We start from the raw sequence: 23,796 nt of genomic DNA, 5'->3' as shown, positions 1-23,796 counted from the left end.
CCCCCTTGGTTTATGATTATGGTGTGGTCGGTGCTTTCTCAAATTCCGGCTTACCGTCAGACAACAATTCAAATTCCAGTCCGTCAATGTTCGTCGAATCGCCGCCTGCTGGTGTAGTCAAGTTAATGACACAATCCATGGTCAGCTTCGCACCGGATGGCATGGTCCATTCGAAAATCGTTTCCACCCCTTGCCCTGTTTCCAGCAGCAGACCCGCGACATAATCGTTACCTGGATCGCCGTAGTTCCTTTTACCGGAAAAGCTGAAAGACAGGGACTTACCTGTTACCGCACGTCTTGTCCAGCCCCCTTGGTCCATCGAACTCCATTCTTCCGTATTGCCGTCGATGGCTGGAGCAAAGTTTTCTAAATCCTTGATCATCATCATTTCTGAATCTGTGGAAGCACGGCCCTTGATACCTACTTTGAAAATATTGTTATGAACCGGAAAAACGCCAGTTGTCGGCATTAAAATCCCTACCTCTCGTAATAAATCGTTGTCTCAATCACATATTCGTAAATCCCTGCATCATCGGTACCCACATCAATAGGCCACGGTGTCCGCATCTCAAAAGCAATGACACGGTGCCCTGCTATCTCACCATCAGAACGACCAAATAGCGCAGCATAGACCTCATGGGCCTTACGCTCCGCTGTATCTGCATTTTTGGACCAGTGAACCAGAATGGATATGGACTTGCTGGCATAGCTGGTGTTCTCCAGCCCTCCGATGGCAATGTAAGGTTGTCCGGTATTCAGGTTATAAACCCCAATGGACTGTTCCTTCTTCCCATCAATCTTTCCAATGTACCAATTTGGGGAATCGATCTGCGTTTTCAGCCAATCCCGAATCTCGGACAGCATCATTTGATGAACCCACCCCCAAACTTCTTAATCAACTTTTCAAAAGTCTTACGTATCCAACCCTTCTGCTCTTGTTGCCAGGCTTCCAGCCACAAACCCTGGGCGTTGGCGTTCTTGTCCCTGCGGAAGTTGTATTCCGGGTGCCAGTAAAGACGGCGTGCATATGGCGTGTCATACACAATCTTGACCTTGCCCTTTTTGAGCCCCGTAGTATCTACCCAGGCACTACGTTCCAGCTCACCCGTTTGCTTCGGCACAACCTGAGCATTGGCAATCTCGGTCAAGATGCTCTGTTCCTTCCCGTTCGCTACGACTTCAAGCGCCTTGATCGGGGCATTTGCAAGCTCCCGCATAGCCTTGGGGTTCATGGTCACTTTTACCTTCATATCAACTCAGCTCCAATTCCGTAGAAAAGACGCTGCCGTCTGGATGCTGAGGACGGGCAGCACTGAATATGATTCGATCAGTACCGCCAACACGGACAAAGCCCTCAATCAGCTTCCCAGGCAATATATCACCCCGGATAATCACCTTGCCGGACAACGTAACCAAACGGCGCTCCTTATCCAACTTCTGGCGCATCTTCTCGTCATAGCAAACGAGCCCGTCAAAGATTAATTCCTCGACAGACTCCCCATCTTCTGACAGTTTGGTTTGAAACACTTGAACCGGTGTATTCAAAATCCAATGTGGAAATGGAAACTTACCCCGCATCAACATAGCCCCCTATTCATCAACCCTGTGGCTCTCAGCAGGTTTGTAACACCTTCGGTAGTCTTAACCCCACCAGCACCTTCAACGGCCTTAAATGACAAGCTCACGCTGCCTGCGGAGTATCCCGACAAGGGAAAGTCCAAGTAATCCCCATATTGGAACTGGAAATCCGCTTGTTGGCATACTGCCTTAATCACGTTCCCCCGCTGAAAGGCTGTCAGGCCGTCCAGGCTACGTTGCACGATGCGATTATAGGTCAGGCTGTCTATTTGGTCGGATGCCCGACTAAGAGCCTTATTCAAGTCCTCAGCCGGGATCATGCCGTCCCCATACAGTTCATACTCATCAGCTGTGGCATAAGCCATAGGATCACTTCCCTGCAGCTTCAATCTCGGCTTCAAGTGTTTCAGCATCTTTCTCTGCTGCGCCCTCGATCCCGAGATCCGTTGCCTTCTTACGCAGAGCCTTCAACCGCTTATCTGCCTCTTTCTTCTCAAGCTCAGCGGCCTTTGCAATCTCATCTGTCTGCGGATCCAATTCTGATCGATCCACCGTGTAGCCCTTCCCCTCAAACCACTGCAGCAAATGCTCGTCGTCCGTTTCCCCAATGCCATTAATAAACATGACGCTGGCTGAAAGTCCCGTATAATGCTCGTTTGGTGCAAATACCTTATTCATCAAGCGCCGCCTCCCTCTTCCGGATCATCCGTTGCCGGTTCCGGATAATTCGGTTCCAAAGCATCCGGCGTTACTGTACCGATACGCTCAGTGCCTCGTGGAACCTCGTAACCGTCAGCTGTAGGCTCCAAGGCGTCCGGTGTTGGACTGCCCTGGCGTATGCCTACGTAGTACCCATTTACATACCCGTTCGGGATATCGTCTTTATACTTCATCCTAGCCCCTCCTTACTGAACTTTGATCTTACGCATAACCCCGGCTGCTTTCGTTGCTTTCAACGCAACAGCGGAAACCATCTCGACCTCGCCCTGTTTCACTGCACCTGGAGTTGTGAAATCAGGCAACCAGGTACGTACTGGTGGTTGACCCGCCATCGATACTCCATGGAATCCATCCAAGCCAAGGCGCACAATGTACAGCGAAGTTTCGCCGGATGCATTCGTACCAACAACAGGATCATTCGATCCGGATTTCGCTCCGAGATCCACGAGCGGGGTTGTGCCATAGAACTCAACTTGATTCCCGAACTCGTCCTGCTTCGCCATGTACATGCCAGAGCGGCGAGCAACGGCTCTGATCCGTGCGATCATTTTCAGGTTCCCCATGATAGCCGACGGTGTGCCGTCCAATCCCATCAAGAACTCGTCCAGTTGGTCCAGGAACGATTTATAGTTAGAATCCACAGCTGTAGAAGAAGAAAGGTCAATCGCCGCTGTCGGGTTGTATTCCGTGCTGGAACCGGTCAGGGCTTTGTCCAATCCATCAAACACTTCATCATCCACAGCGCTGTCACCATTGATTACCGTATCGTTGAACAGAGCCTTTGCAGCCTTGATCTTCTGCTGCATTTGGAATTCCGTTTCACTCACGATACCACCCATGCCTGCAATAACACGGTCAATCCCAAACGCTCCACCGAATACCTTCAGGTCAACCGTGTAACGCTGTTTCTTAACCTCATGTTCCGTGTATTCGCTGTTAACTGCTCGGAACTGAGCTGTTGGCTGCGTAACTGCTCGTGTATAGCCATAGGTCAATGTAGCACCGCCGCCTGTTGGGGAAACCGCATCGTCAAATGTCATATTGTCCAACAGAAAGTTATTTTTCCGAAATTCATCGATAACGCCCAGTGTAATCGCGTCTTGTACGTTTTTCTTTGCTTCGCTTAATGTAATTGCCATGTAAAATCACTCCTTGTTTTAATTGCTTATTTAGTTTGGAAATGGGACGAAATCGCATCTTTTAAGGATACAGCCGCTCCTGGTGGATTCGGATTCCCACCACCGCCAAGCTTAAAACCTCCAGCTCCGCCGCCTGCTTCTTTGTTCTCCTCTTCCTTGAACAGATAGGCATCAGATGTCTTCAAGCCTGTCAGCTGCTCATCAAGACCAACAATCTTGCCATCATCACCAAGAACCAGCTTCGTCTTATCGATCAGCCCCGTTACAACCTTCTCGTTGTGAACCTTGCCGGTTAATGCAGCCGTAATGGCGTTGCTGATCTTGACTTCCTTCAGATCGGATTCATATTGCGTCTTGGCTGTCTGATTCTCGGTTTTCAGCGTCTCGATCTGTTGTTTCAGATCCTCAGACAGTCCCGCTGTTTTGCCCAGATCATCAATCTGTTTATCACGATCTGCAACGTCCTTCTCCAGCTTCTTCCTAGTCTCGGATAACTCGTTGTACTGCGATTTAGGTACAAAGTGCTTCGGTAATTCCTTATTTACGTCCCCAATAAATGCATCGATCTTCGCATCTTCCCAACCTGCTTGTTTCAACAGTTCTCTAAGCCAATCCATTTGTCATCAGCCTCCATAGATTTATATAGCTGCTCTCCAGCTAAGGGAGCGGACCGTGATGCTCCGGTCAACGAGCAATAGGCCCCAGCAGTCTCAGCTAGGGCCTTCAAACTCTTACCTTCTCCCGTTTGGGATCTCTGCGTAAGTAATCATGTTCCTTCAGGTGAATCCGCAATTGGGCTTGCCACTGTCTAACCTTGGCCTTGTAATTCGCCTGGTTTCCTTCATCCACACTGCCAGCTTCCAGGCGCTTGTACTTGCGTATCTGGCGTTCCATGTAGCGCTGCCGCTGCTCAGCCTGGAAGTTGGCCAAAGCTTTTGCATCATCAGCGGGCTTAGGCAGTGAGCTGGTCCCCACAATGAACGTAGTCATGTTATGGCGACAGTTCGGATGGAACAAACCAGCAGCAATGGCGGTACTCAGAAGTGGATACTTGCCATCAGCTACGGTACCGCCAGAATACACATCATCAATGAACACCTTGCCCTGATATGGCAGGCACAGCTTGGAACAGTTAGCATGTGACGATATAACAACAGTTCGGATGCCGAGCTGATCCCGTTTTGCACCCTCTCCAGCAAACACTGCACGCTGGGATGCTGTACGCAGCGCCATTTCTGCATAACTGGCCACATTCACCCTTCGACCATTGGCATATGTGATGGAGTCGAAGCCCTTTTCAAGAAAATCCTTAGTAGCTCGGTCGATAGCTTGATTCAGCGAAGCAGCTCCGCTGTTCAGGTAAACCTGGGATTTGTAGATGGTCTGTCTGTACACGTCATCTGCTTGCCTCAGCATGGCGTGGCGGGCTAACTGCAGATTGTTCTCTGCTGCATCTGCGAGAGCGTTAACCCGCTTCTCATTGATCCTGAAGAAGGTACGATCTGAACCATCCTCAGGCTCAACATCCGGCTTTTTGCCCGTGATCTTGTTCCACAAGCCCTTGACCGTGTTAACAACACGATCTGCCCCACGCCGCCAGGAACCTTTAACCTCTTCCTCGGCTGCCTTCTTTACTTCCGGCTCATACTTCTTGGATATCTGGCGTGTCTCCTTACGGTAACGCTGGATATCCTCCAGCTTGCGTTGTTGCCACTGCTCCCACTCTTTTCCCTCTCGTTCCTCGTCATCCTTGTGACGCTGAAGGTTACGCTGCATGGACTTGATCAGATCCATTTCCATGTCGCTGAAGATCTGGCGAATGTCATATTTCTTCTTCATGTCTCATCAACTTCATCGTCTTCTGGATCTGGTGGGTCATCCCGTTTCAGAGACGGTTCATCAAAGGTGATGTTCTGCTCATCCTTCAGGCGTTTAACCTCTTCTGCCTTTTCCTCATCAGTCCAGGTGTCGCCGTACATCTCTTCCAGGGCTCTCTCGATGCTCATCACGCCAAACGTTCTGGCCTTGCCCACTGTCTCAACCACGCTGCCAAAGTCTGGAGCAGCATACTCACCGAACTTGACGGATGCTTCATATTCGCCTGGCTGTTTCTTCTGCAGCGTGTCATAGACCTTCAGAACCGTTTCCACTAGCTCAGGAATGACCTCGTTCAGCCGGTCAACAATCTTCCCGCGTGTGTATAGCGTTGCCTTTTCCTTCTCGCGCTGCGCTTCAGCGTTGTCTGTCTTCTTCAAGTCGATGCCGAGAGTGCTTGGAGATACAACCCCCTGCAGACACATATCCAAGACACTTGCATAAGACTCAACAAACGCCTCATATAGGATCTGCGGCTGCACCAGGTTAATCTGGCCTTTAGCTTCCTCAGCCAAAGGAGCTGACAGCTTGATGAACTGGTTATCGAACGGATTTGGCCGTAACGGTGCCCCTGTATTCGAATCCCTTGGGATCATGTCCTCTGGAATGTACTGTTTCACTCGCCCCGATCGGATCGCATCGACCCACTGGCTGACTACCTCGTCCAATGCATCGAAGTTGTCCCCCTTTGTTTCGAAAATCGATTTCCCGCGCCCTGGCCATTTCGTCGATTTGAACACCATCAGCGGAACGGCCATCAGGAACTTCCCATCATACGTAATTTCCGGAATCAGGCCAGCCGTATCCGGCAGCGTGTTCAGCGGAACCTCTTTCCCATAGGCATCCAGCAGACGGGTGTGAACGTACCCAAGCCCAAACACCTCTTCCAGGCGGTAGTCCTTTTCCTTCACCCGGTAGTCTGTATAGAAAACAACCTCATGGAGCCTTCCACGCTTCCGCCTGTACTCGACCTGATCTCCGCTGTAAAACTCAATCAGCGGGTACTTGCTCACATCCGGATCAATCGAAATCTTGAACGCCCCGTCACCCGTTACCAGCGCCCCTGAAACTGACTCTGGCAGCAGCTCCTCAAAGTTGTTATCTTTAGCAATCTCTTCCCACTGCTTCGTGGCCTGTTCATTCTGCAGCTGAATGCTGTCCAGATCTGCAACAACGATATCCGCCAGCCGATCCGCGATCATAGCCGGTAATCCGGAATGGATCTTGCGGATCGACATATCCTCGCTTGGCACGGCAGCCCAGAAACGTGCTTTACTCACACTATCGAATGCAGCCTGCTTGTAGAACTGATCCAGCTCGGACGCATCACCTCTATACCACAACTGGTTCCGCAACACATTGGTCTGATATCCGTACGGCTCCCGAATGGTAAACGTCTTGTTATCCGGTGCTGGTTGAATCCTCAATATCTTCATGACCATATTCTGAAACCACCCCATTTCTATACCTCCAATCTGCGCTTGAACGGCTGCACGGCGTATTCGCTACTATCCAAGCAGTCAACCGGGTAACTGCCGTCATCCGTCCGAACCCATTCGCCTTTCTGGCGCTCCTTCTCATCCCATGTCGCATTCTCTAGGGCTTCCTGCCACTGCTTTAGATGGGCCATCACCTTGTATCTGCCCTGGTTGATCAGAATAGTTGTGAGCCGGATCCGGTCCACGATGCCCTCTTTCTTGTAAGCAGGCACAACTGGAATGTGTATACCCCGCCGCCTTAACTCATTAGCCAGCGCCTGCCGGAACAGTTTGTCAGCAGATTCAGCAAAAATATGAGCGCATGACAAAAAGGACGGATAGGTTTCCGACCATTCGACGATCTTATTCACGACTTCCTTGGCGTACCGGTCATGTGTATATCCAGACTCCTTACCCTGCTTATGGTAATAGCCATCCAGTAGGATGACATCTTTATACCTTGGCGTGAATCCGGTCAGCGTTGCCACCGTGGCGTCTGTACCCCCAATGTCGATACCTATGGAGAACTCAATATACCGGAAATCCTTAATATCCTTACGAGTAACAACAACTCCCGGCTTAGTGTATCCCGTGTAGATCCGCCCTGTGGCCGCTGTTCGCTTACCCAAGATATCAGCTTGATACCACAGGCTGCCTTTGTCATACGTGGATAGCGTGGTCTTGAGACGGTCATTAGGGATAGACAGGTTATCAAACACGGTAAAGTGTTCGTAATTGTATCCGGTATTCTCTCCAAGCTTCAGCAGCTCGTCCTGGTAATCCAGAATGTCACGATAGAACCAGTGAGAGGGGGGTTTAGGGTTAAGGTCAAAAAAGAGCTGCCTGAAGCTACTCGCCAGTGTCCGGTCAAATACCTCCTGCACAAACGACTGATGGCACTCATTAACCTCAGTGATGTACACCGTACCGTATGAGTTACCTTTGATACGGGCAGCATCGTTGGCTTTACCACCACCCGCGATAATGACCACTTTCTCACCGGTCTTGGTCTGAATATACAGTGCGTCCCGGTTCTTGTACTCTCCCTCGCGGCAACGCCCCGCAAATAGGTGCTGAAGCCCGAAGCCGTTCGAGTCGATGGCGTTCATCTTCGCTGCAGCCAAGGAAACACCCGCAACCAGATGCAGCTTGTCCGGATGAACTTCTAAACACATCGCATAAGCAATCAGGTTGATAATGTTTTTTCCGGCCCGCTTACCGCCCTCAGCTACGTTCAGCCAGGCGTTTTTACTATGGGCGATATAACTAGCCTGTTTCTGATTAAACGGCGCATACGGGATCAGAGCGGCCTCAGTCATCGTCCATCACCCGTTCAGCTACCGGATTATTGATCATCTCAGCCAAAGCCACGATCTGAGCGCTTGGATTAAATCCATCTTTGTCTGGAACCTTCGATTTCAGCACAGCAACACGGGCTTTCTGCTCCTCAGTCATGTATCCAGCGTACCGATCCAGCATCTTCAGGGCTTCCATCTTGTCAGCAAGCTTAACGGTGGTCCCGCTCTTGCCTATCTTGATTTCACTGACAATCGCCCCGTCCACGTCGTCCGCATTCTTGAAATCGACGAAGTTGATTTGCTGCGTGATCGGCTGGCCCTCTCCATCCTGGCCAACGGTTATTTCCTTGCGACCAAAATCCACGAAATCCGTGATATCCGCAAAGGCAATTTTCATGTATTCAGCGATGATCCGTTGAATGTCCAAGCCCAGCGCCTCGGTGTACATCTCCTTATGTCGCTGGATCTCCGCGTGCACTTTAGGATTTCTTAGCGTCTCCCATCCAACCACATGTGCTGAACGTTTGCTATAGCCTGCTGCCATTGCAGCTCGTGTGATGTTGAAGTCTCTCAGGTACTCCATGATGAAAATGCGTTGCTTGTCCGTCAGCTGACTGTCCTCTGAGACTTTCGGCGCCGCATGTTGCAACGTTGCAACGTTGCGTTGCATCGCGGCTCCTCGTTGCCAGTTCTCTCGGTTCTTACGGCTACGGATCGTTGAATCCTTGATGCCGTATTGCTCAGCAAGCTCCTTCAGCGTTAAATTACTTGTCTCAAACAATCGTCTAATCTCTTCCCAATTCGGCGTCAATTCATCTTCACCACCTCCGCTAATGTATTCGTATGTAAAAGAAAAAGCACCCCGAAGGATGCTGGACATTATTCATCTTTTTCATTTTTGTGCTGACAATACAGATGATTTCGATAATTCTCTGCCGCCTGTAACATTTCAGACCATGGAATTTCCAAAAGACAATCCTTGCATTCTTCTACGTAAAGATGATCGTAAATTCCATGTTTTGCAAACACATATAGCTGTTTTCCCGATAAGCTCTCTACGCCTTTTGAAACGATTTGTTTTGCAATTCCTAACACTTCATCCCCGTCTAACTTGTTAAACTCCAGAAGTTCGGAAACATACTCCCTAAAATCTTCTTCTTCATTCCCTAACAGTTCAATTCTCTGTATAAGTCTGTGCTCACTCATTGTTGGCTCCCTCCCTTTATCACATCTTTATTCGACAAAAGGATGGTATTTCCTGCGATAAACCAATTGAGTTAATTCCGCGCAATGGCTGCATTAGCCCACATCATGGCTTCTTCAAGCTTCGTCATTGCCAAAGACTTCTCACGACTGTTCGGCAGTAGCTCGTCAAACGCATAGGCCAGTTCCTTACATTCCGCGCGAACGGCATCATGCTTATTCCCCTTCACTTCGTCCGCCTTGTGATACATGAAATTGTTCTCGATCTGCTGATTCATAAATTCGACCTCCTGAATAGTTTTGTGGAACGCAAAAAAGAGCCCTCCGCAATGGAGAGCCCTGTTATAGACAGACTTATGGTGTACATGTCGTGCGGCACGTTGTGCGGCAGTCCGTGCGGCAAGATCACAAAAATTCTTTTGAAATCTTGTCTTTAGCCCGGTCGACGTAATCCCGTACCGTGTTCTTACTTAATGCTAGTTTAGACGAAATCTCCAGAAGCGTCAACCCTTGCGCCATGTGAAGCAGGAAACATGTTCGCTCCCTGTCACTCAGAGCCAGCAACGCATCTACCAGCTTCAGGCGCTCCGCATCGGTGATCTCCTGTCCGGATAGCTTGATATAGATTTCCCTCTGCCGGTACACGTCCGTAATCTCGACGCCACGGCGGCTGCCTGGCCGTCTCCCACGTTTTAACCACGTCAGCGCATATCTCATGTCGGACAACATTTCAGAGACCGTGCCAGCCTCCTCTTTCTCTTGGGGATCATTCAAATCCAGACTCTTCCGGTAATTGTCCAATGCTCGGGAATCCGTTGCATATTGACTGATCAGTGTCTCAATCCACGTTGCTTTGGTCGTTGTTGTCATAGGCTATTCCCCCGATGCAGACAGTCGGTTCAGAATCCACCGCGCACGGGTCAGATCCTGAATAGCTGTATCCAAGCGCTGCACCTCGCTGTCGGGTACCACGTTGACTGCCTTCTGTTGTGAAGTCTGTCTCTCCAGCCCTAACACCTTTTCTTCCAGACGAACATTATCCGCCAGCCATTCTTCTTTCTCGTTCATCAAGCTTGTAACCTGCTTAGCCCATTGCCGGTCAGATTCATCCAGTTTATCTCGAAGCCGTTCAACCTCTGCCCAAGCTTTTGTCGCTTCGTTTTGAGCTGATACCATTCTCTGGTCAAGCCGTTGATTTTCTGTCGTCAGCCGCTCGATCTCCTTTTCGGCTTTGTCCAGCAGCTCCACTTTCGGGTCAGCTCCCGGTGATACATCTTTCTCCCGAAGCAGCTTTTCCTGTGCCGGCTTACGCGCTTCTGTCCATTTGCTGACGTGGTTATAGATCGTCGCCTCGGAAACGCCCTGCTCTTTGGCGATCTTTGCAACGCTCTTCCCTGCTGCACGCTCTGTATTGAACTGTTCTTCGGTAAGTGTAAACTTCGCCATATCCGTATCCCCCTTTGGTCTTGTTTTTATCTCAACAGGCTTCTTGAACGCCTTATCTCGCTTTGTCGCTGGGTATTTCCTCCGGATCTCTTCCAGTTCTTCGGGTGTCAGCTGGCTTGTTGTGACTGGTGACGGTGGAGATCCTTTCAGCTCGTTTTCCCTTCGCTTTATGCCATAGTGCCAGTTACTCAAAGGGCTCACCCTCTCCATGTTGATCTAACTCGAAAGCAATCTGCTCTGCCGTGAAGCCGCAGCTCATGCACACATGCAGATCCGCCTGGATCTCGTGCATATCGCTGCAGCACTCCGGACAGATCAACCCGCCTGCCTTTGTTTCTCGTATACTTCCTCCAGCCATTCAATCATCATGACCATTTGCTTTACGGCCAGACGGTTATCCTCGTACTTCCTGCAGATCGCACCAGCAGAATCCGCGACCCATTTCCAGAAGTCAGGGCTCTGCATCCCGAACTGTCTCGCTGCATCGTTCACACCCTGGGTCCACAGGAACATGTCCCAGAAGAATGCTTTGTAGTCCATGGCCTACAGCTCCTCGATCTTGACGTAAATGCCTGGATGATCAGCCCAGAACTTCTCGATGATCTCACTGGCCACAATCGCGTCATCTGTCCAGAATCCCAGATCAGTCATAATATCAAACGGCAACTTGTTCAGGTTGTGTGTGTCTGGCTTTGTCTTTTTCCACTCACCGTCATAATGCTTGCTACTTGGTGTAATCGGGAACAGCCATTTCACAATCACACGCAGCGCTCCCGTATATTTTTTCTCAGGCACATGCTGACCCAAGTGAGCTGTTAACTTCGCACGAGCTGCCTTCAGATCATCCGGCTCGTAAAAGACAGGTTTGCCATTCACAATCGTTACCTTCTTCTCCTGATGTGTTGCTGTCGGTGGTTTCATCGGCATAAAGAATTCTGTCATTTATTTCACCACTTCCATTTTTTAACTTTAATTTTGCGGGGGTGACTTTCAAATAAATTTAGGGGAAGGGGGAGGGGGAGTTTTAGACCCCCTCCCTTATTCCTTATATATTTATATATAGTGGTTGCCGCCGCATGTTGCGGCAATCAGGACGTACCTAAATCCCCGCAACTTTTCGCGGAATTGCGGCAACCATGTTTCGCAAGTTGCGGCGACCATAAAATGATGATCATTGCCGCAACTTTGTGCGGATTGCAACCACCATAAATTTATGGTCGCCCCGCAACTTCATTATTCTGCTTCCTCTTCTTTTTTGACGATGCGGAAGCCATTAGAACGATCAATTTCATACCCAAACTTCTTAATCCAATCTCTTACAGTACGCTCGGCAACTTCCTTACCAGTAGATCCGTACCAGGCCATAATATCCATTAAAGTAGGAGGTTCACCAAAGTTACAATTGTTCACGACATCCTCAAACTCTTCAGCTTTGGTTCGACGTTCTTGCTTAGCCTTATCCTTCCTTTTGCCGGAAGCCTTTTGCCATGCCGGCGTTGAAGCTTCACTGTCCGTATCGATGTCCTTCAGGCTGCCCACATCATCGATGCGATGAACCGGATACTGGAACCACATGTTCACCGGCTCGAACTTGGCATACTCCCGCAACGTACCTTCTACACGCCATGCAGAATGCCCACGTACAGTCTTGATGACTCGATCAATCTCTGGCTTGATGTTCGCCATGACTCCTGGAATTGCACGCTTAGCGTGGTCCTCCATAGCCTTTGCACTGAGCTGATCATCCTGGGAAACATGCTCCTGCAGGTATGATGGGTTGTACTGTTCGAAGAGACGCAGGTACATCGAACAGATCGCCTTGTTCTCTTCCTGATTCCGCAGCGCTTCCGGAATGTCCAGTTCCACCAAGTCAATCAGTGCATCCGGATCCCGAGCGAAAACGCCGCTGCCTGAAGCACGGTCCATAGACTTCTTACCGCCCTGAGAACCCTTAGAGTGATGATGACAATAAATAACGCTGGCACCCAACTCAGTAGCCACTTTGTCAAACTGATTGGTGAAATGGGCCATCTGATCGGCGCTGTTCTCGTCACCTGTGAGTACCTTATAAATCGGATCGATAATGACAGCAATATAATCTTTCTTTGCAGAACGACGAATCAATTTTGGAGCCAGCTTGTCCATTGGTACCGTCTTACCACGAAGGTTCCAAATATCGATATTTCCGATGTTCTTCGGCGGCAGCCCAAGCGCTTGGTACACATCCTTGAAACGATGCAAGGCGCTGGCTCTATCAAGCTCCAGATTGACGTACAAAACCTTACCCTTAGTACACTGCCAGCCCAGCCACTTATCTCCTTCAGCCAGGGCAATACTTAGCTCGATCAAGGCAAACGACTTACCGGCCTTCGACGGTCCGGCCATCAGCATCTTGTGACCTTGACGCAGCACCCCATGAATCAAAGGTGGAGCCAGCACCGGCATGTTATCCCAATAATCAGTCAGGCTCTCTGGATCCGGAAGATCATCATTCACGCCCTCGATCCATTCATGCCACTCCGCCCAACTCGCACGGCCAATATTGGTATCCACAATGAACTGCTTTTTCCCGTTACGTTCAACGCCTGGCATCCGTGAAAGCCTCGAGGGATTCCGATTCTGCTTATCAATGTTCAGACCGTTTTTCTTACAAACGTTATATAGGTAATCGACCCGCTTACGGTACTCGTCATAATCAGCTGCATCTACTTTAACGATAGCGTGAACACTCTTCCCGCCACTGTAGACCATCACAGCTATAGGCAACTCCAGCTCACGCATGATCGCGTTCTGCTTCTCAATATCCATCGTGTCCGATTCAACAAGTGCGTACCGGAATTCGGTCACGTTGTCGTTTTTGACGCCTTTACCATCCAGCGGGTTGAACCGGATCCACGCGCCGGCAGCTGCATCGTAATCACCCAGCACGGAACCGATATCATCACCGCTCTGGTTGAGCGCCTGGATCAGCTCACCTGCTGTCCGATCATATGCACCTTTGGTGGGCAGATACTTGCCTTCATCGTTCTGCCAAGTATCCGTTACATAGCCCACGTTCTCCGATGCTTCGAACAGCGTCTGGAGGTATGTGGTGAGCTGCTGAATCGGATTCCATACGGCTGGTTCGTGGATTTCCTTGCCTTCAATCCAGTTCTTATCGACCACGACATAATCGCCGCCGGCAATTTCATCATCCCAGCCCAGCTCCCGATCTTCACGACCTGCAGAACGTGGTACCCATCCGTTATCCTTGGCCATCTGTGTAATGGTTGCACCAGTAACAGGGATGCCGGATCCTTCAAAGGAAGTCCACTTTCTGAAGCACTCCCCGGGACGGTACCGGCCGCTGTCCCGTTTGCTCCAATCATCCCAATCACTGGCCGTGTATCCTTCATATTTCAATGCCATCCCGACGTTGACCCATTCCTGGTAATCCAGGTACGAAGGATCAACGTGGTCCAGCAATGCCATAAGATCCAGTTTGTGCTCCATCCGTTTCACTACCTTTACTTAGATATTAAAAAATCGATTTTGATCTACCCAACATTTACCTTCAGGCGTATTAATAAACTCGTTCGTCTTCTCGGTATGGTTAATTCGCTTCACATGACCCAATTTCTGAAGCTTGTTCACATCGATATATCCATAGAATTTACCTTGTCTATCGTGGATCTCATAGACTCGTTTCGGTCCGATCGTTGCCCAGCAAGCCACTTTCAGATCGAGCAAAGGCTTGCCATCCTCGTCCACTTCGATGCTCCACCCACACTTACAACTGCGTTTGAAAATGTCGTCCTCAATCAGCAGGACACCTTCTCCGTCTCCAACCAGCTCATTACCACAATCAACACACGCAGCGTATTTCCGCATCAACTTAACTGATTTCATTGCACGCATTTATTTAGCGCCTCCTTCTTGACTCTCAGGCTTATTGTCGTGCAACCACTGGTAAATCACTTTTAAAGCGGCCCCCGCTCTATCTGGTGTTCTGCCCATGCTCAAAATGTCCGTCACTTGCACAAGTAACCTCATGACTCTGGTACAACGCTCAGCTTCATTTTTAAGATCCAATTCGAGACGGTCAGCTTCGTCCTTGTGCTTGTGTAGAGCAGCACAGGCTGCATCATACGCTTCAGGTGTCGGGTATTTCAGAAAAGCTTCTTTACGCCACTTTTCTTTTTCCGATACCGTGTGATCAAGTAAGGCAAGTACATCATCTATGATCTCATCACCATCGGTTGTAATTGTCATACCTGTGTCAAGCTGAACACCGAGACATTCCTCGCTTACAATCAGGGTGAATCCGTTGAGTAATTTGTATCTTCGTTCAGTCATGCTTAATCCTCCCTATAAGGCTCGATTTCCGGATCTCGTATGCATTCTCCTGTAGCATCAACGTTCCATTCCGAACCGCAATTAGGGCATGAAGGATCTTCTGGAACTTCAAGTTTAGGTATCGCAAACCCGCAACCACAATCACAGGCAAAAACAATCCAAGTCATGCATATCCCTCCTTTGAAGGGGCCGAAGCCCCATATTTATGCCAAGTGATCGGCAATGAAGAAGTTGCCCCAATCGTCCCTTTTCAGGGGATCACCGAAAACTGCTTCGCGCACCTCATGAACCGATCCGCAATCATAGCAATCTACTGTCTTCTCTTCCGGAAGAATATAATGATTGCCCTTACCTCTGCACTTTGGATTCTTGCACCAGTACCGGCATTTATAATGGGCCACGCCGTCCTTGTATTTGATACCTGTCACTTTATAGTCATCTACCTGCTCGTTTGTCTCAGTAGAATTGGAGATCACGTTCAGAGACTCTGAATCGATGTTTTGGTAAGCCTCGGCCAACTTTTCACCCAGTGAAGTTGAGAGAGTACGTTCAGAATAAATCATGGCCGGCTTCGTGACCCTTTTTGCATTCTCTATAACAGCATCTTTCAATATTTCTTTTACAGCCTGCTTACTCTTAATCGTGCTGGCCATGACCTTCGTCTGAGTCTCTGCAGCAGGAGTTATATCCGAGGCAGAGAACGGTGGAGAGGTAGCCAGTGTCCGAACTGGTGCAATCACTTCAGGCTTGCTATCCTTCGCCTGCAGGCCGAATGCTCCAAAGAATCCATCGACAATAGCTTTCGTTTCGCCAGCTCCAAGCTGATCCATTTCCAGTTCACCAGTGACCTGCCCGTTTTGAATGTTCATGCGTACCCAACTCATATATGATTGCTCCCTTATTGGTTATTTGAAATTGCGTTATTCTCCTCGATATTCCTTTGGCTCAACACCTGCAGGTACTTTCCACCCGTTACCGGCGATCCGATCAATCATCTTTTTAGCCGAGTCAAAGGACCAGGTACCCACATGTTCAAAACCTCGGCCTTCCAGGAAACGGATCTGCTTCGGTGTAGTCAGCCCTTCTTCACGACGCTTGTCCAAACGCTCCAGAAGCTTCGTCGCCTTGCCGGCATTATCGATTTGTTCTGGCATGATGCCCAACTTTTCGAGTGTCTTTACCTGAGCATCGGAAGGGGGAGCTTGCTCCCAACCAAAGGACGGGACATAGCTGGATAGGTCCTCAGCCTGGATACTCATTTCAAACTGCAGCGGATCCACCAAGGCACGTTTACGGCGCTTCATCTCTGCCAATTGCTTGGCCAAAGCTTCCTCACGCTGGGCAACGACATCCTCAGCTGCCTGCTTCTCCACGTCTTCCAGATCCAGCGCAATACCGGCTTCCTCGATCTGCTTGGTCATGGCCTGGGCAATCTCTTCATTTTCCGCAATGAGATGTGCTGGATGGCAAAGCTCGTGCCGCTCGGTATGCCACAGGAAGTCCAACAGCAGAAGTTCTGTCTTGCCAGGGAATAGACGGGTACCACGCCCGACCATCTGACTGTACAAGCTGCGAACCTTCGTGGGCCGAAGCACTACGACACAATCGACGCTCGGACAATCCCATCCTTCGGTGAGCAACATGGAGTTGCAAAGCACGTTATATTTGCCGCCATCAAAGTCTTCTAATATCTGTGATCGATCTTGAGAATCCCCATTTACCTCAGCTGCTCGGAACCCAATCGAGTTCAGAATCTGGGTAAATTTCTGACTGGTCTTCACCAGAGGAAGGAATACAACAATCTTTCTGTCTTTAGCTACACGAAGCATTTCCTCAGCAATGGAATCCAGGTACGGATCCAATGCGGTACCCAAGTCCTGCGTTTTGAAGTCGCCTGCCTGTTGGCCAACTGCTGACAAGTTTATCTGCAGGGGAATGGTCATGGCCTTGATCGGGCTAAGGAACCCGGACTTGATGGCCTTGGGTAAAGTGTACTCGTAGGCTAAACTTTCGAAGAAGCTGCCCAAGTTTCGCATGTCGCCACGATCCGGTGTAGCCGTAACGCCAAGTACGTTGGCTGTTTCAAAATATTGCAGCACTCGTTGATAACTGTCAGATAAACAGTGGTGTGCCTCATCAATAATAATTGTGTCAAAGTGATTTGCCGCAAATTGTTGCAGTCGTTTATCTCGCATGAGAGTTTGGATACTGCCCACAACGACCCGGTACCAGCTGCCGATTGATGTCTGATCTGCTTTCTCGGTTGCTGTTTTCAGTCCAGTAGATTTCTCCAACTTATCAGAAGCTTGATCAAGCAGCTCACCCCGGTGAGCCAGGATGAGCACACGCTCACCCAGCTTAACCCGGTCTTCTGTTACCTTAGAAAATACAATCGTCTTACCGCATCCGGTAGGGAGCACAAGCAACGTACGCTTGACTCCTTTGTTCCATTCAGCTTGGATGGACTGACGCGCTTCTTGCTGATAGGGTCTGAGTTCCATCGGTTACCTCCTAGAATTGACCTGGATTCCAGTTACCTGTTTGTTGTTGACCAGGAAATGGTGCGCTCTGTTGTTGAGCTGGTGGATTGTACTGTGTCTGTGGCTGATTATATTGCGTCTGTTGTTGTTGAGGTTGATAGGACTGTTGGCCCGTTGGCTGAGTGCCTGGTTGCTGAACCTCATCTTGAGCATAGAACGTCTTAATCTCATTGGCCGAACGCGGTTCACCTTTATAGGTATAATTCCGGATCTCAAGTTTCAAACGACCCTTACGTCCCAACGTAGCTGGCCAGTTCATTTTCAGCGGTTCACCTTTTCTCTTTAATCCAACCCCTGCGAAGAAGTTGGAAAGGAAGCCCTCTGTCTTACTGTGCAACAACAAGTTGTGGCTTAAAGTCACATCACCATGTTCCGGAGAATGAACGATAATCTCCATTTTCGCCTGATTGCAAGCAGGCATTTTTTCACTGCCGGCGAAACGTCCACGTTCAAATTTTGCTACCGTGAAGTTGTAGTCTCCAGGTGGGAGAATAGTGAAGCCTGTCCCTCCTTCATTGACAATCTCGTCATCCCAACCAAATTCTCTTTCCATTTGTGTCATGTATGAGTCCTCCTAATGTGTATTAAAATTTATGAAAACGGAATTTGTTTGTTCATATCTTGAACCATGCCGTACACTTGTTGCCAAGCTCCTACCAGGACACCATCCACAAACCCAGGGTCATAGTTGGCAATTGGTGTATCAATCGGGTAGTACCCCTTATTGCTCACCACAATCTGAATATCATTTTCTGTGACCTGGTACTGCAACATCAGATCGCGAAGTGATGCAGGGATGTTCGGATTCAGTCCCTGACTTGTATCTGCAACCTGTGCCGGAGCAGATGGTGCTGGCGTCTGCACAGGTGCAGGTGGCGGTGTATCAGGTTGTGCCGGCGGTGCTGCAGGTGGTGTGTTCACTGGCGGTGGAGTGACAGGCGCTTGAGAGGTGCTAGGTTGTACCACGCCATCAAAGATGTGTGCAATATGGCCATAATCCAACGGCAGCTCGTCAGGGAGTCCATGCCGGTTCTTCGCATCCCATGCAGGATGGTGAGTTGTGTACATGGTTCGGCTACCACCTTGCGCCTTATGCTTCTTGCCTTTCTCATCGGCAGCCACACTGAATGTCTTGTAATTGATGAACAAAACCATGTCAGCCCATTCTTTTACGAGTGGCGCTGTACGGCTTCCCGTCTTGGCACCGAGCTTGAGCTGGTACCGGTCATAGGCTCCCATTTCATCAGGCTGTTCAAACTTGATGATTTGAGCATGAGCGGTTAGCACCACATGGATTCCGGAATCGACTACATCCTGAAGGAGATTCAGGAAACGTCCAATTTCTTCGGCAACGAATACATATCCTTTGCCATACCCGAAGTCCTCGACACCACTTTTGTTGTGAATCGCGCATACACTGTTCACAGCCAGCATCTCAGCCCAGTCAATCGTGTCGATGATCAGAGTGCCGAATCGATTTCCCTGTTGCCATACCCATCTGACTTGCTCATTGAGCATGGTCCAGCTTGTCGGCTTGGGTACCCGATCGACATCCATTTCTGTTGTGGAACCTTCTGTATCAATGAATACGGGACGCGGGAAGCGACCTGCAAGAGATGATTTACCGATTCCCTCGGGACCATAGATGACAACCTTCTTTGCTTTCTGCACTTTTCCACTGATGACTTGCATCAGAACTCACCTGCTTTCCAAGTTTTTGTTTCAGCTGCAGGCGGGGCGTCCGTTGCGATCGCTTGCTCCTGTCCAGCTACATAGCCGTCTTCGATAATAATGCTGCATTCATCGCCGGTGCTGACACGTGTTGCGATTGCCTGCAGGCCCTCTTGCTCAAGCCAAGCACCAAACTCGTTCAGCGTCTGCAGATCCATTTGCTCGAGCTTGTCCAGGAGAATGAAACCACAGTCTGGCTTCAACTTACGAACAATGGCGGTGGAGACCTTCAGCTGATCAGATCCGCTCATGTTGTCCCAACGCTGTCCGTTGTAGATCAGCTCACCCTCATCCACTGACAATCCTTCCAGCGGCAGATTAGCATTGTTCAGCAGCTCAGCTTTCTGCTGGCGGATCTCGTTGATCTGAGTGGACAATTGATCGTATTGAACGCGATAATCGCTAGCATCTGTCTCAGCCTTGTCCTTGTCCAGGTTAGCTCGGACTTTTCGGTTAATCTCGTCAATCTGAGTGATATTCTGTTCCAGCTCAGTGGTTGATTGGTCATGCAGATCCAATGCGTCTTTCTGAGCGATACCCAGATCCGTCTGCAGCTGTGTGTACTTCTCCTGAGCAGCATTCAGGATTGCTGTCAGCCGAACGACTTCGCGGCCTTGCTGCTCAAACTCCGCCTGGATCTGCGTCACACGTTGTCGCTTGAGTTGATTCTGTCCATTGCGTGCCAGGATCTCCTGTTGCTGACTGATTAGCTCTGAAGCAGAGACAGGTTCCTTCGGTGCATCAGTGAAGTAAGGCTGCTCTTTGGCAAATTTGGCTTTCTGGTCTGCAATCTGGCCAATCGTATGGCGACGGCTGTAAACCTCCTGTTCCTGTTTCTCGAAGGTTTGAAGCTGTTCACCCACACCGATGATCCGGAGTAGAATGTTGGCTTTCTCCTTACTCGTAGCATTCATGAACTTTGGCAGATCAATGGCCAACTCTTCCACAAAGCTATCCAGAAGCTGCTGGCCACCTTTCTGGCCATTCGGATCGATTACCTTCAGGTCAGAGTTTTTACCTTTCCGCTCGACTACCAGACCGTTAGACAAGGTAAGCTGCAGGTATGGTGCTACCATAGAACCTTCACGATTCGACTGGGAAGGACGATATTTATTGCCACCAAGAGCCCATGCAATGGCGTCCAGAACGCTTGTCTTGCCTTGATTATTTCGGCCACCGACAAGCGTAAGCCCTGCACTGGAAGGCTCCATTTTCACAGCTTTGACACGCTTTACATTTTCGATTTCGAGCTTGCTAATTTTGATTGTCATGTACTAGCCCCACTTTCTTTTTGGACTCCCCTGAGTGAAGTAGAAATAATGCCTAATTTCGCTTTACGTTTCTTTGGCGGTGGTTGAGGTAGAGGCTTGTACACTTCACCAATCACCTTACCGCTATCGTCTGTGACAATATCCCAAGGGATATCTGATTTATAGAGGTCAGTGAACATTCTCAGCTGCCTGCTTAATGCAAGGTGTACAGATCTGCTTACCATGGAATAAGTTCAGACTTTCAGTGTTACCACAGAGGATGCAGCCAGGTTGATACTTGCGAATGATGATCTTGTCACCGTCCACAAAGTACTCCAGCGGATCCCCTTCTTCAATAAAGTGAGTGCGACGAAGCTCTTTCGGAATAACGACACGGCCCAGGTCATCGATGCGGCGAACAATACCAGTAGCTTTCATGCTCATACTGAATCTCCTCTCTTCCGTAAACCGGCTTTAAATCGGGCTAAATATTTAAGCGAATGAATACGAGCCTGGCGCTTGGCATTCTCGTAAGCAGCAAATTCTAAACAGATCATTCGTTCATCACGAGTGAGGGCAAGCCAAACCTTTCCGGATACATTCATTGCATAATCCTTTCTGTCAGTGGTAAACTGACGGTAGAGTTTTTAACTATGTGCAGCTGTTTCGGGGTAGGAGCCGATCAGCTGCATTTTTGCGTGCAGACGATTACGATACGTGCGGTACTGCTTGTCCGCATGCGTAGCGACTTTGATGTGGCCACTGCGGCGCATTTGGCTTGCAAGAGCCAGGTAAAATCCACAGGCTGCTTTGAAATGCTGTTCTGTCATCAATGGCAAGATTCTCACCTCCTCTCATTCGTCATCGTCATCTAGTCTTACGCCAACAATGCACTGGTCTAGATTTTTCCGTGAAGCAAGCCGTTTTTTCGCTGTCGGTGAAATCAACCAGTAAATGTAACTGGTAGAAACACCTAACGTTTCAGAGCATTCATCAACGTTACCCATAGCAAGCAACTCTTCACCTCTATAGACCGCGTATTCATTCCTCTTCGGCCGACTCATAAATCCTGATCCTCCTCAACCAAACCGTATTTTTAAGGCTTCATGGACCAGAGCTTTATTGTTGCTGTCCAAGTAATCCATATCGGACAGATTCACTTTTGCCAGTCCTGAACTGTACAGATGCAGAGCTAGGTGAAGCATGAACCTTTCCGATTGGCTCCAGGGCTTGGACAGCTTCTTCAACGCAGCTGACTTGATGATTCCACCCTGCAGGTCAAAATACTGGCTTGTCAGGCATTGTGAAAGCCTCGGCTGATACATGAACAGGTGCAACATGGATTTCCAGTACTTATCTTGGAACAGTTGTTGTGAAATTTGCATCGATGCGATCCTCCTCTCCAGCTGTGATCGTTACAGCACCGATAGACTTCGCCATGCAGCTGAGCTTGCAGTACAGATCCTTGCCATGTCGTACAGCGATCTGCCCATCCACGATTTCAGATGCACATTCCGGATTAGCGCAGAAATCCATTACTTCTGGTGGTGCCAGGCTTGGTGTTATGTTCAAGTGGATCTCTCCTTTAACTTGTTTTTCCATGCGATCACATCCACTTTGTCAGCCCGTTTTGAGACCCCGATGGGATAGTTAGGGATACCACCATGCTCTGTCTTGAGTGTGAACAACTCGTAGACTGTCTTTCGTGAAATTCCCAATACATTTGCGATGTCCTGAGCAGTCATAACGTCAGGCATGTCTTCCCACTTGTAGATGTTCTTCTCAGTCATGCTCTACCTCCTCATACAACAACCTTTTCTTTGCTTTTCTTCGGAACATCCACTTCTTCGATGTAAAAGTAATCGTCGAACCTTCCTCCGAATACTTCCATTACTCCTGCGATAAATTGATTCCCAGGAGCATTGTTCCTTTTATCATCGACAGGTAATTTCGTGCGCCATACTTGGGTAGGATTAACATTAAGAAGTTCGGCCAGCTCACGATCAGAAGTGATATCCTTGTCAATCTGAGCTTTCATCAACTCCTTAACTCTCAAGCGAACAACGAATTTTTTCATCTGCCCACCCCCTCTCTTTGTTGCGGATACGCAATTGTTGTTTTATGTCGATTTCGTCCTCGCAACTTGATTATATTACATGAATTTCGACCGCGCAATAACATTTCATAAATTAATTGCGTACACGCAATAATTGTGATATCATGAATTCAAGCATTAGATGAAGGGAGATTTTTGAGAGTCGATGAGCGAAATTAAAATAGGTGATTTTATAAAAGAGGCACGTATTCAAAACGGATTTAAAACCATGAAAGACTTATCTATTGTGTCCGGTGTCTCCCCTGCGACACTTAGCAGAATAGAAAAAAATACTCAAGATCCATCTCCGGAAACATTGATGAAAATATCTAAACACTTAAATAACATTACATATGGTGAATTGATGAAAGTGGCCGGTTACTTAGATGGTCTTAGTGCTGAACATGAAATGTTTATGAAAGATCTAATGAATGAAAACGAAGAGTTAGATAACAAAATATTTGATTTAATCAATACTGCTTTTCTATATAAACAAGTTGATAATAATATCCAAAATAAAATAGTCGAATTATTTGTTAGTAAAGAATTAGTTGAACTCTATGAAAACGCCGACATAGATGAAATCAAATCTGCTTTTCTTCGAAACGATTTTGATGTTGATCAAAAACGCGAAATAGTTGAAACGTTAAACGTCTTAGTTAATAAATTTTCTCCAAAACTCGCCCACTACTTTTCTATGATTAAGAACATGAAGCCTATCCCGCTTGTGGGAACGATTTGTGCGGGGAATGGAATGATACCAATCGAATCTATTGAGGAGTACATAAATTATCCTTTTGTAAGATCTCAGCAACCCGATTACGCACTTAGGGTAAAAGGTGATTCTATGATAGGCGCGGGTATTGATGATGGAGATATTGTTTTCCTCCGAAAAGGAAGTTGGGCTGAATTCAATGGTCAGATCGTGGCAGCTCTTTTTAACGGAGAAGAGGGAAGTCTCAAGCGAATAAAATGGTCTGAAGGGTCACCAAAAATAACTCTCAGTCCAGAAAATAACTCTTATCAGTCTGTGGAGGTGATGCCAAATGAAGTAACAATTTGCGGAGTTTACGCTGGGCACTATAAACCGGAAATTTAAAGGAGTGTT

The 23,796-nt window shown here is 48.6% G+C and carries 36 protein-coding genes; 1 reads left to right on the top strand and 35 read right to left on the bottom strand.

Annotated features, from left to right (window positions below):
* Nucleotides 1–16: 16 nt before the first annotated feature.
* The 35 genes from WFI24_RS05845 to WFI24_RS05675 all read right to left on the bottom strand — a co-directional run bounded on the left by WFI24_RS05845 (nucleotide 17) and on the right by WFI24_RS05675 (nucleotide 22,670).
* Entirely contained in the window at nucleotides 17–469 is a 453-nt protein-coding gene (locus tag WFI24_RS05845) for a phage tail tube protein (protein ID WP_336759436.1), read from the bottom strand.
* An 8-nt stretch (nucleotides 470–477) separates the two neighbouring features.
* Nucleotides 478–867 (bottom strand): minor capsid protein, encoded by a 390-nt coding sequence (locus tag WFI24_RS05840; protein ID WP_336759435.1) that lies wholly within the window; start codon nucleotides 865–867, stop codon nucleotides 478–480.
* Nucleotides 864–1,232 (bottom strand): hypothetical protein, encoded by a 369-nt coding sequence (locus WFI24_RS05835; RefSeq protein ID WP_336759433.1) that lies wholly within the window; start codon nucleotides 1,230–1,232, stop codon nucleotides 864–866. Before WFI24_RS05835 ends, WFI24_RS05840 begins: the two co-directional genes overlap by 4 nt.
* Nucleotides 1,233–1,251: 19 nt before the next feature.
* Nucleotides 1,252–1,578 carry a hypothetical protein gene (locus WFI24_RS05830; RefSeq protein ID WP_336759432.1) on the bottom strand — a complete coding sequence of 109 codons (327 nt, stop codon included), beginning with the start codon at nucleotides 1,576–1,578 and terminating at the stop codon, nucleotides 1,252–1,254.
* On the bottom strand, nucleotides 1,578–1,943 hold the full coding sequence (locus WFI24_RS05825) for a hypothetical protein (RefSeq protein ID WP_336759430.1): 366 nt from the start codon (nucleotides 1,941–1,943) through the stop codon (nucleotides 1,578–1,580). Before WFI24_RS05825 ends, WFI24_RS05830 begins: the two co-directional genes overlap by 1 nt.
* A gap of 4 nt (nucleotides 1,944–1,947) precedes the next feature.
* Complete coding sequence (locus WFI24_RS05820; protein ID WP_336759429.1) at nucleotides 1,948–2,256, bottom strand: hypothetical protein; 309 nt, start codon at nucleotides 2,254–2,256, stop codon at nucleotides 1,948–1,950.
* Nucleotides 2,256–2,471 (bottom strand): hypothetical protein, encoded by a 216-nt coding sequence (locus tag WFI24_RS05815; RefSeq protein ID WP_336759428.1) that lies wholly within the window; start codon nucleotides 2,469–2,471, stop codon nucleotides 2,256–2,258. The genes WFI24_RS05820 and WFI24_RS05815 overlap by 1 nt, the downstream gene beginning before the upstream one ends.
* A 12-nt stretch (nucleotides 2,472–2,483) precedes the next feature.
* Complete coding sequence (locus WFI24_RS05810) at nucleotides 2,484–3,437, bottom strand: major capsid protein (protein WP_336759426.1); 954 nt, start codon at nucleotides 3,435–3,437, stop codon at nucleotides 2,484–2,486.
* Nucleotides 3,438–3,463: 26 nt separating this feature from the next.
* A complete protein-coding gene (locus WFI24_RS05805) occupies nucleotides 3,464–4,054 on the bottom strand; it encodes a phage scaffolding protein (RefSeq protein WP_336759425.1) in 591 nt (196 codons plus the stop codon).
* A gap of 106 nt (nucleotides 4,055–4,160) precedes the next feature.
* Nucleotides 4,161–5,276 (bottom strand): phage minor capsid protein, encoded by a 1,116-nt coding sequence (locus WFI24_RS05800; RefSeq protein WP_336759423.1) that lies wholly within the window; start codon nucleotides 5,274–5,276, stop codon nucleotides 4,161–4,163.
* The gene (locus WFI24_RS05795; protein ID WP_336759421.1) at nucleotides 5,273–6,772 is read right to left on the bottom strand and encodes a capsid protein; all 1,500 of its coding nucleotides are present in this window, start codon (nucleotides 6,770–6,772) and stop codon (nucleotides 5,273–5,275) included. Before WFI24_RS05795 ends, WFI24_RS05800 begins: the two co-directional genes overlap by 4 nt.
* Nucleotides 6,773–6,774: 2 nt before the next feature.
* On the bottom strand, nucleotides 6,775–8,109 hold the full coding sequence (locus tag WFI24_RS05790; protein ID WP_336759420.1) for a PBSX family phage terminase large subunit: 1,335 nt from the start codon (nucleotides 8,107–8,109) through the stop codon (nucleotides 6,775–6,777).
* Nucleotides 8,102–8,899, bottom strand: a complete 798-nt coding sequence (locus tag WFI24_RS05785; RefSeq protein WP_336759418.1) for a terminase small subunit — start codon at nucleotides 8,897–8,899, stop codon at nucleotides 8,102–8,104. The genes WFI24_RS05790 and WFI24_RS05785 overlap by 8 nt, the downstream gene beginning before the upstream one ends.
* A 68-nt stretch (nucleotides 8,900–8,967) precedes the next feature.
* Nucleotides 8,968–9,294: a hypothetical protein gene (locus WFI24_RS05780; RefSeq protein ID WP_336759416.1), complete on the bottom strand. Its 327-nt coding sequence runs from the start codon at nucleotides 9,292–9,294 to the stop codon at nucleotides 8,968–8,970.
* Nucleotides 9,295–9,365: 71 nt separating this feature from the next.
* Nucleotides 9,366–9,569 carry an Acb2/Tad1 domain-containing protein gene (locus WFI24_RS05775; protein ID WP_336759415.1) on the bottom strand — a complete coding sequence of 68 codons (204 nt, stop codon included), beginning with the start codon at nucleotides 9,567–9,569 and terminating at the stop codon, nucleotides 9,366–9,368.
* A gap of 127 nt (nucleotides 9,570–9,696) precedes the next feature.
* Nucleotides 9,697–10,161 carry a sigma-70 family RNA polymerase sigma factor gene (locus WFI24_RS05770; RefSeq protein WP_336759413.1) on the bottom strand — a complete coding sequence of 155 codons (465 nt, stop codon included), beginning with the start codon at nucleotides 10,159–10,161 and terminating at the stop codon, nucleotides 9,697–9,699.
* 3 nt (nucleotides 10,162–10,164) lie between these two features.
* Nucleotides 10,165–10,737 carry a hypothetical protein gene (locus WFI24_RS05765; protein WP_336759412.1) on the bottom strand — a complete coding sequence of 191 codons (573 nt, stop codon included), beginning with the start codon at nucleotides 10,735–10,737 and terminating at the stop codon, nucleotides 10,165–10,167.
* 315 nt (nucleotides 10,738–11,052) lie between these two features.
* Complete coding sequence (locus WFI24_RS05760) at nucleotides 11,053–11,277, bottom strand: hypothetical protein (protein ID WP_301880970.1); 225 nt, start codon at nucleotides 11,275–11,277, stop codon at nucleotides 11,053–11,055.
* A 3-nt stretch (nucleotides 11,278–11,280) separates the two neighbouring features.
* Nucleotides 11,281–11,679 (bottom strand): RusA family crossover junction endodeoxyribonuclease, encoded by a 399-nt coding sequence (locus tag WFI24_RS05755; protein WP_336759411.1) that lies wholly within the window; start codon nucleotides 11,677–11,679, stop codon nucleotides 11,281–11,283.
* A gap of 291 nt (nucleotides 11,680–11,970) precedes the next feature.
* Nucleotides 11,971–14,229 (bottom strand): AAA family ATPase, encoded by a 2,259-nt coding sequence (locus WFI24_RS05750; RefSeq protein ID WP_336759409.1) that lies wholly within the window; start codon nucleotides 14,227–14,229, stop codon nucleotides 11,971–11,973.
* 18 nt (nucleotides 14,230–14,247) lie between these two features.
* On the bottom strand, nucleotides 14,248–14,634 hold the full coding sequence (locus WFI24_RS05745; protein ID WP_336759407.1) for a DUF3797 domain-containing protein: 387 nt from the start codon (nucleotides 14,632–14,634) through the stop codon (nucleotides 14,248–14,250).
* The gene (locus WFI24_RS05740) at nucleotides 14,635–15,072 is read right to left on the bottom strand and encodes a hypothetical protein (RefSeq protein ID WP_336759406.1); all 438 of its coding nucleotides are present in this window, start codon (nucleotides 15,070–15,072) and stop codon (nucleotides 14,635–14,637) included.
* A gap of 2 nt (nucleotides 15,073–15,074) precedes the next feature.
* Complete coding sequence (locus WFI24_RS05735; protein WP_336759405.1) at nucleotides 15,075–15,239, bottom strand: hypothetical protein; 165 nt, start codon at nucleotides 15,237–15,239, stop codon at nucleotides 15,075–15,077.
* 36 nt (nucleotides 15,240–15,275) lie between these two features.
* Nucleotides 15,276–15,956, bottom strand: a complete 681-nt coding sequence (locus WFI24_RS05730) for a hypothetical protein (RefSeq protein ID WP_336759403.1) — start codon at nucleotides 15,954–15,956, stop codon at nucleotides 15,276–15,278.
* Nucleotides 15,957–15,992: 36 nt separating this feature from the next.
* Nucleotides 15,993–17,573, bottom strand: a complete 1,581-nt coding sequence (locus tag WFI24_RS05725) for a DEAD/DEAH box helicase (RefSeq protein ID WP_336759402.1) — start codon at nucleotides 17,571–17,573, stop codon at nucleotides 15,993–15,995.
* Between the two features lie 10 nt (nucleotides 17,574–17,583).
* Entirely contained in the window at nucleotides 17,584–18,174 is a 591-nt protein-coding gene (locus WFI24_RS05720) for a hypothetical protein (protein WP_301880978.1), read from the bottom strand.
* A 29-nt stretch (nucleotides 18,175–18,203) separates the two neighbouring features.
* Nucleotides 18,204–19,304: an ATP-binding protein gene (locus WFI24_RS05715; protein ID WP_336759400.1), complete on the bottom strand. Its 1,101-nt coding sequence runs from the start codon at nucleotides 19,302–19,304 to the stop codon at nucleotides 18,204–18,206.
* The gene (locus WFI24_RS05710) at nucleotides 19,304–20,614 is read right to left on the bottom strand and encodes an AAA family ATPase (RefSeq protein WP_336759399.1); all 1,311 of its coding nucleotides are present in this window, start codon (nucleotides 20,612–20,614) and stop codon (nucleotides 19,304–19,306) included. Before WFI24_RS05710 ends, WFI24_RS05715 begins: the two co-directional genes overlap by 1 nt.
* A 168-nt stretch (nucleotides 20,615–20,782) precedes the next feature.
* Nucleotides 20,783–21,031, bottom strand: a complete 249-nt coding sequence (locus tag WFI24_RS05705; RefSeq protein WP_336759640.1) for an AbrB/MazE/SpoVT family DNA-binding domain-containing protein — start codon at nucleotides 21,029–21,031, stop codon at nucleotides 20,783–20,785.
* Between the two features lie 209 nt (nucleotides 21,032–21,240).
* On the bottom strand, nucleotides 21,241–21,432 hold the full coding sequence (locus tag WFI24_RS05700; protein ID WP_105597953.1) for a hypothetical protein: 192 nt from the start codon (nucleotides 21,430–21,432) through the stop codon (nucleotides 21,241–21,243).
* Between the two features lie 15 nt (nucleotides 21,433–21,447).
* Nucleotides 21,448–21,657: a hypothetical protein gene (locus WFI24_RS05695; protein WP_079350900.1), complete on the bottom strand. Its 210-nt coding sequence runs from the start codon at nucleotides 21,655–21,657 to the stop codon at nucleotides 21,448–21,450.
* Between the two features lie 15 nt (nucleotides 21,658–21,672).
* On the bottom strand, nucleotides 21,673–21,978 hold the full coding sequence (locus WFI24_RS05690) for a hypothetical protein (RefSeq protein WP_079350901.1): 306 nt from the start codon (nucleotides 21,976–21,978) through the stop codon (nucleotides 21,673–21,675).
* Nucleotides 21,947–22,165 (bottom strand): hypothetical protein, encoded by a 219-nt coding sequence (locus WFI24_RS05685; RefSeq protein WP_079350902.1) that lies wholly within the window; start codon nucleotides 22,163–22,165, stop codon nucleotides 21,947–21,949. Before WFI24_RS05685 ends, WFI24_RS05690 begins: the two co-directional genes overlap by 32 nt.
* Nucleotides 22,162–22,383: a helix-turn-helix domain-containing protein gene (locus WFI24_RS05680; RefSeq protein WP_079350903.1), complete on the bottom strand. Its 222-nt coding sequence runs from the start codon at nucleotides 22,381–22,383 to the stop codon at nucleotides 22,162–22,164. Before WFI24_RS05680 ends, WFI24_RS05685 begins: the two co-directional genes overlap by 4 nt.
* 11 nt (nucleotides 22,384–22,394) lie before the next feature.
* On the bottom strand, nucleotides 22,395–22,670 hold the full coding sequence (locus WFI24_RS05675) for a hypothetical protein (RefSeq protein WP_336759398.1): 276 nt from the start codon (nucleotides 22,668–22,670) through the stop codon (nucleotides 22,395–22,397).
* A gap of 184 nt (nucleotides 22,671–22,854) precedes the next feature.
* On the opposite strand from WFI24_RS05675, the gene WFI24_RS05670 reads away from it, so the two are divergent.
* Nucleotides 22,855–23,787, top strand: a complete 933-nt coding sequence (locus tag WFI24_RS05670; protein ID WP_079350905.1) for a helix-turn-helix domain-containing protein — start codon at nucleotides 22,855–22,857, stop codon at nucleotides 23,785–23,787.
* The last annotated feature ends 9 nt before the right edge of the window (nucleotides 23,788–23,796 follow it).

The sequence above is a fragment of the Paenibacillus sp. USHLN196 genome (assembly GCF_037144955.1).
GTDB classification, from domain to species: domain Bacteria; phylum Bacillota; class Bacilli; order Paenibacillales; family Paenibacillaceae; genus Paenibacillus; species Paenibacillus xylanexedens_C.
The sequence above is the reverse complement of the archived record's forward strand: the minus strand, read 5'-3'. Positions and strand labels throughout refer to the sequence as shown.

Bases quoted from the DNA above. Each gene is read 5' to 3' on its own strand.
- WFI24_RS05845 (WP_336759436.1), bottom strand. From the start codon at position 469: ATGCCGACAACTGGCGTTTTTCCGGTTCATAACAATATTTTCAAAGTA.
- WFI24_RS05840 (WP_336759435.1), bottom strand. From the start codon at position 867: ATGATGCTGTCCGAGATTCGGGATTGGCTGAAAACGCAGATCGATTCC.
- WFI24_RS05835 (WP_336759433.1), bottom strand. From the start codon at position 1,232: ATGAACCCCAAGGCTATGCGGGAGCTTGCAAATGCCCCGATCAAGGCG.
- WFI24_RS05830 (WP_336759432.1), bottom strand. From the start codon at position 1,578: ATGCGGGGTAAGTTTCCATTTCCACATTGGATTTTGAATACACCGGTT.
- WFI24_RS05825 (WP_336759430.1), bottom strand. From the start codon at position 1,943: ATGGCTTATGCCACAGCTGATGAGTATGAACTGTATGGGGACGGCATG.
- WFI24_RS05820 (WP_336759429.1), bottom strand. From the start codon at position 2,256: ATGAATAAGGTATTTGCACCAAACGAGCATTATACGGGACTTTCAGCC.
- WFI24_RS05815 (WP_336759428.1), bottom strand. From the start codon at position 2,471: ATGAAGTATAAAGACGATATCCCGAACGGGTATGTAAATGGGTACTAC.
- WFI24_RS05810 (WP_336759426.1), bottom strand. From the start codon at position 3,437: ATGGCAATTACATTAAGCGAAGCAAAGAAAAACGTACAAGACGCGATT.
- WFI24_RS05805 (WP_336759425.1), bottom strand. From the start codon at position 4,054: ATGGATTGGCTTAGAGAACTGTTGAAACAAGCAGGTTGGGAAGATGCG.
- WFI24_RS05800 (WP_336759423.1), bottom strand. From the start codon at position 5,276: ATGAAGAAGAAATATGACATTCGCCAGATCTTCAGCGACATGGAAATG.
- WFI24_RS05795 (WP_336759421.1), bottom strand. From the start codon at position 6,772: ATGGGGTGGTTTCAGAATATGGTCATGAAGATATTGAGGATTCAACCA.
- WFI24_RS05790 (WP_336759420.1), bottom strand. From the start codon at position 8,109: ATGACTGAGGCCGCTCTGATCCCGTATGCGCCGTTTAATCAGAAACAG.
- WFI24_RS05780 (WP_336759416.1), bottom strand. From the start codon at position 9,294: ATGAGTGAGCACAGACTTATACAGAGAATTGAACTGTTAGGGAATGAA.
- WFI24_RS05775 (WP_336759415.1), bottom strand. From the start codon at position 9,569: ATGAATCAGCAGATCGAGAACAATTTCATGTATCACAAGGCGGACGAA.
- WFI24_RS05770 (WP_336759413.1), bottom strand. From the start codon at position 10,161: ATGACAACAACGACCAAAGCAACGTGGATTGAGACACTGATCAGTCAA.
- WFI24_RS05765 (WP_336759412.1), bottom strand. From the start codon at position 10,737: ATGGCGAAGTTTACACTTACCGAAGAACAGTTCAATACAGAGCGTGCA.
- WFI24_RS05760 (WP_301880970.1), bottom strand. From the start codon at position 11,277: ATGGACTACAAAGCATTCTTCTGGGACATGTTCCTGTGGACCCAGGGT.
- WFI24_RS05755 (WP_336759411.1), bottom strand. From the start codon at position 11,679: ATGACAGAATTCTTTATGCCGATGAAACCACCGACAGCAACACATCAG.
- WFI24_RS05750 (WP_336759409.1), bottom strand. From the start codon at position 14,229: ATGGAGCACAAACTGGATCTTATGGCATTGCTGGACCACGTTGATCCT.
- WFI24_RS05745 (WP_336759407.1), bottom strand. From the start codon at position 14,634: ATGCGTGCAATGAAATCAGTTAAGTTGATGCGGAAATACGCTGCGTGT.
- WFI24_RS05740 (WP_336759406.1), bottom strand. From the start codon at position 15,072: ATGACTGAACGAAGATACAAATTACTCAACGGATTCACCCTGATTGTA.
- WFI24_RS05735 (WP_336759405.1), bottom strand. From the start codon at position 15,239: ATGACTTGGATTGTTTTTGCCTGTGATTGTGGTTGCGGGTTTGCGATA.
- WFI24_RS05730 (WP_336759403.1), bottom strand. From the start codon at position 15,956: ATGAGTTGGGTACGCATGAACATTCAAAACGGGCAGGTCACTGGTGAA.
- WFI24_RS05725 (WP_336759402.1), bottom strand. From the start codon at position 17,573: ATGGAACTCAGACCCTATCAGCAAGAAGCGCGTCAGTCCATCCAAGCT.
- WFI24_RS05720 (WP_301880978.1), bottom strand. From the start codon at position 18,174: ATGACACAAATGGAAAGAGAATTTGGTTGGGATGACGAGATTGTCAAT.
- WFI24_RS05715 (WP_336759400.1), bottom strand. From the start codon at position 19,304: ATGCAAGTCATCAGTGGAAAAGTGCAGAAAGCAAAGAAGGTTGTCATC.
- WFI24_RS05710 (WP_336759399.1), bottom strand. From the start codon at position 20,614: ATGACAATCAAAATTAGCAAGCTCGAAATCGAAAATGTAAAGCGTGTC.
- WFI24_RS05705 (WP_336759640.1), bottom strand. From the start codon at position 21,031: ATGAAAGCTACTGGTATTGTTCGCCGCATCGATGACCTGGGCCGTGTC.
- WFI24_RS05695 (WP_079350900.1), bottom strand. From the start codon at position 21,657: ATGAGTCGGCCGAAGAGGAATGAATACGCGGTCTATAGAGGTGAAGAG.
- WFI24_RS05690 (WP_079350901.1), bottom strand. From the start codon at position 21,978: ATGCAAATTTCACAACAACTGTTCCAAGATAAGTACTGGAAATCCATG.
- WFI24_RS05680 (WP_079350903.1), bottom strand. From the start codon at position 22,383: ATGACTGAGAAGAACATCTACAAGTGGGAAGACATGCCTGACGTTATG.
- WFI24_RS05675 (WP_336759398.1), bottom strand. From the start codon at position 22,670: ATGAAAAAATTCGTTGTTCGCTTGAGAGTTAAGGAGTTGATGAAAGCT.
- WFI24_RS05670 (WP_079350905.1), top strand. From the start codon at position 22,855: ATGAGCGAAATTAAAATAGGTGATTTTATAAAAGAGGCACGTATTCAA.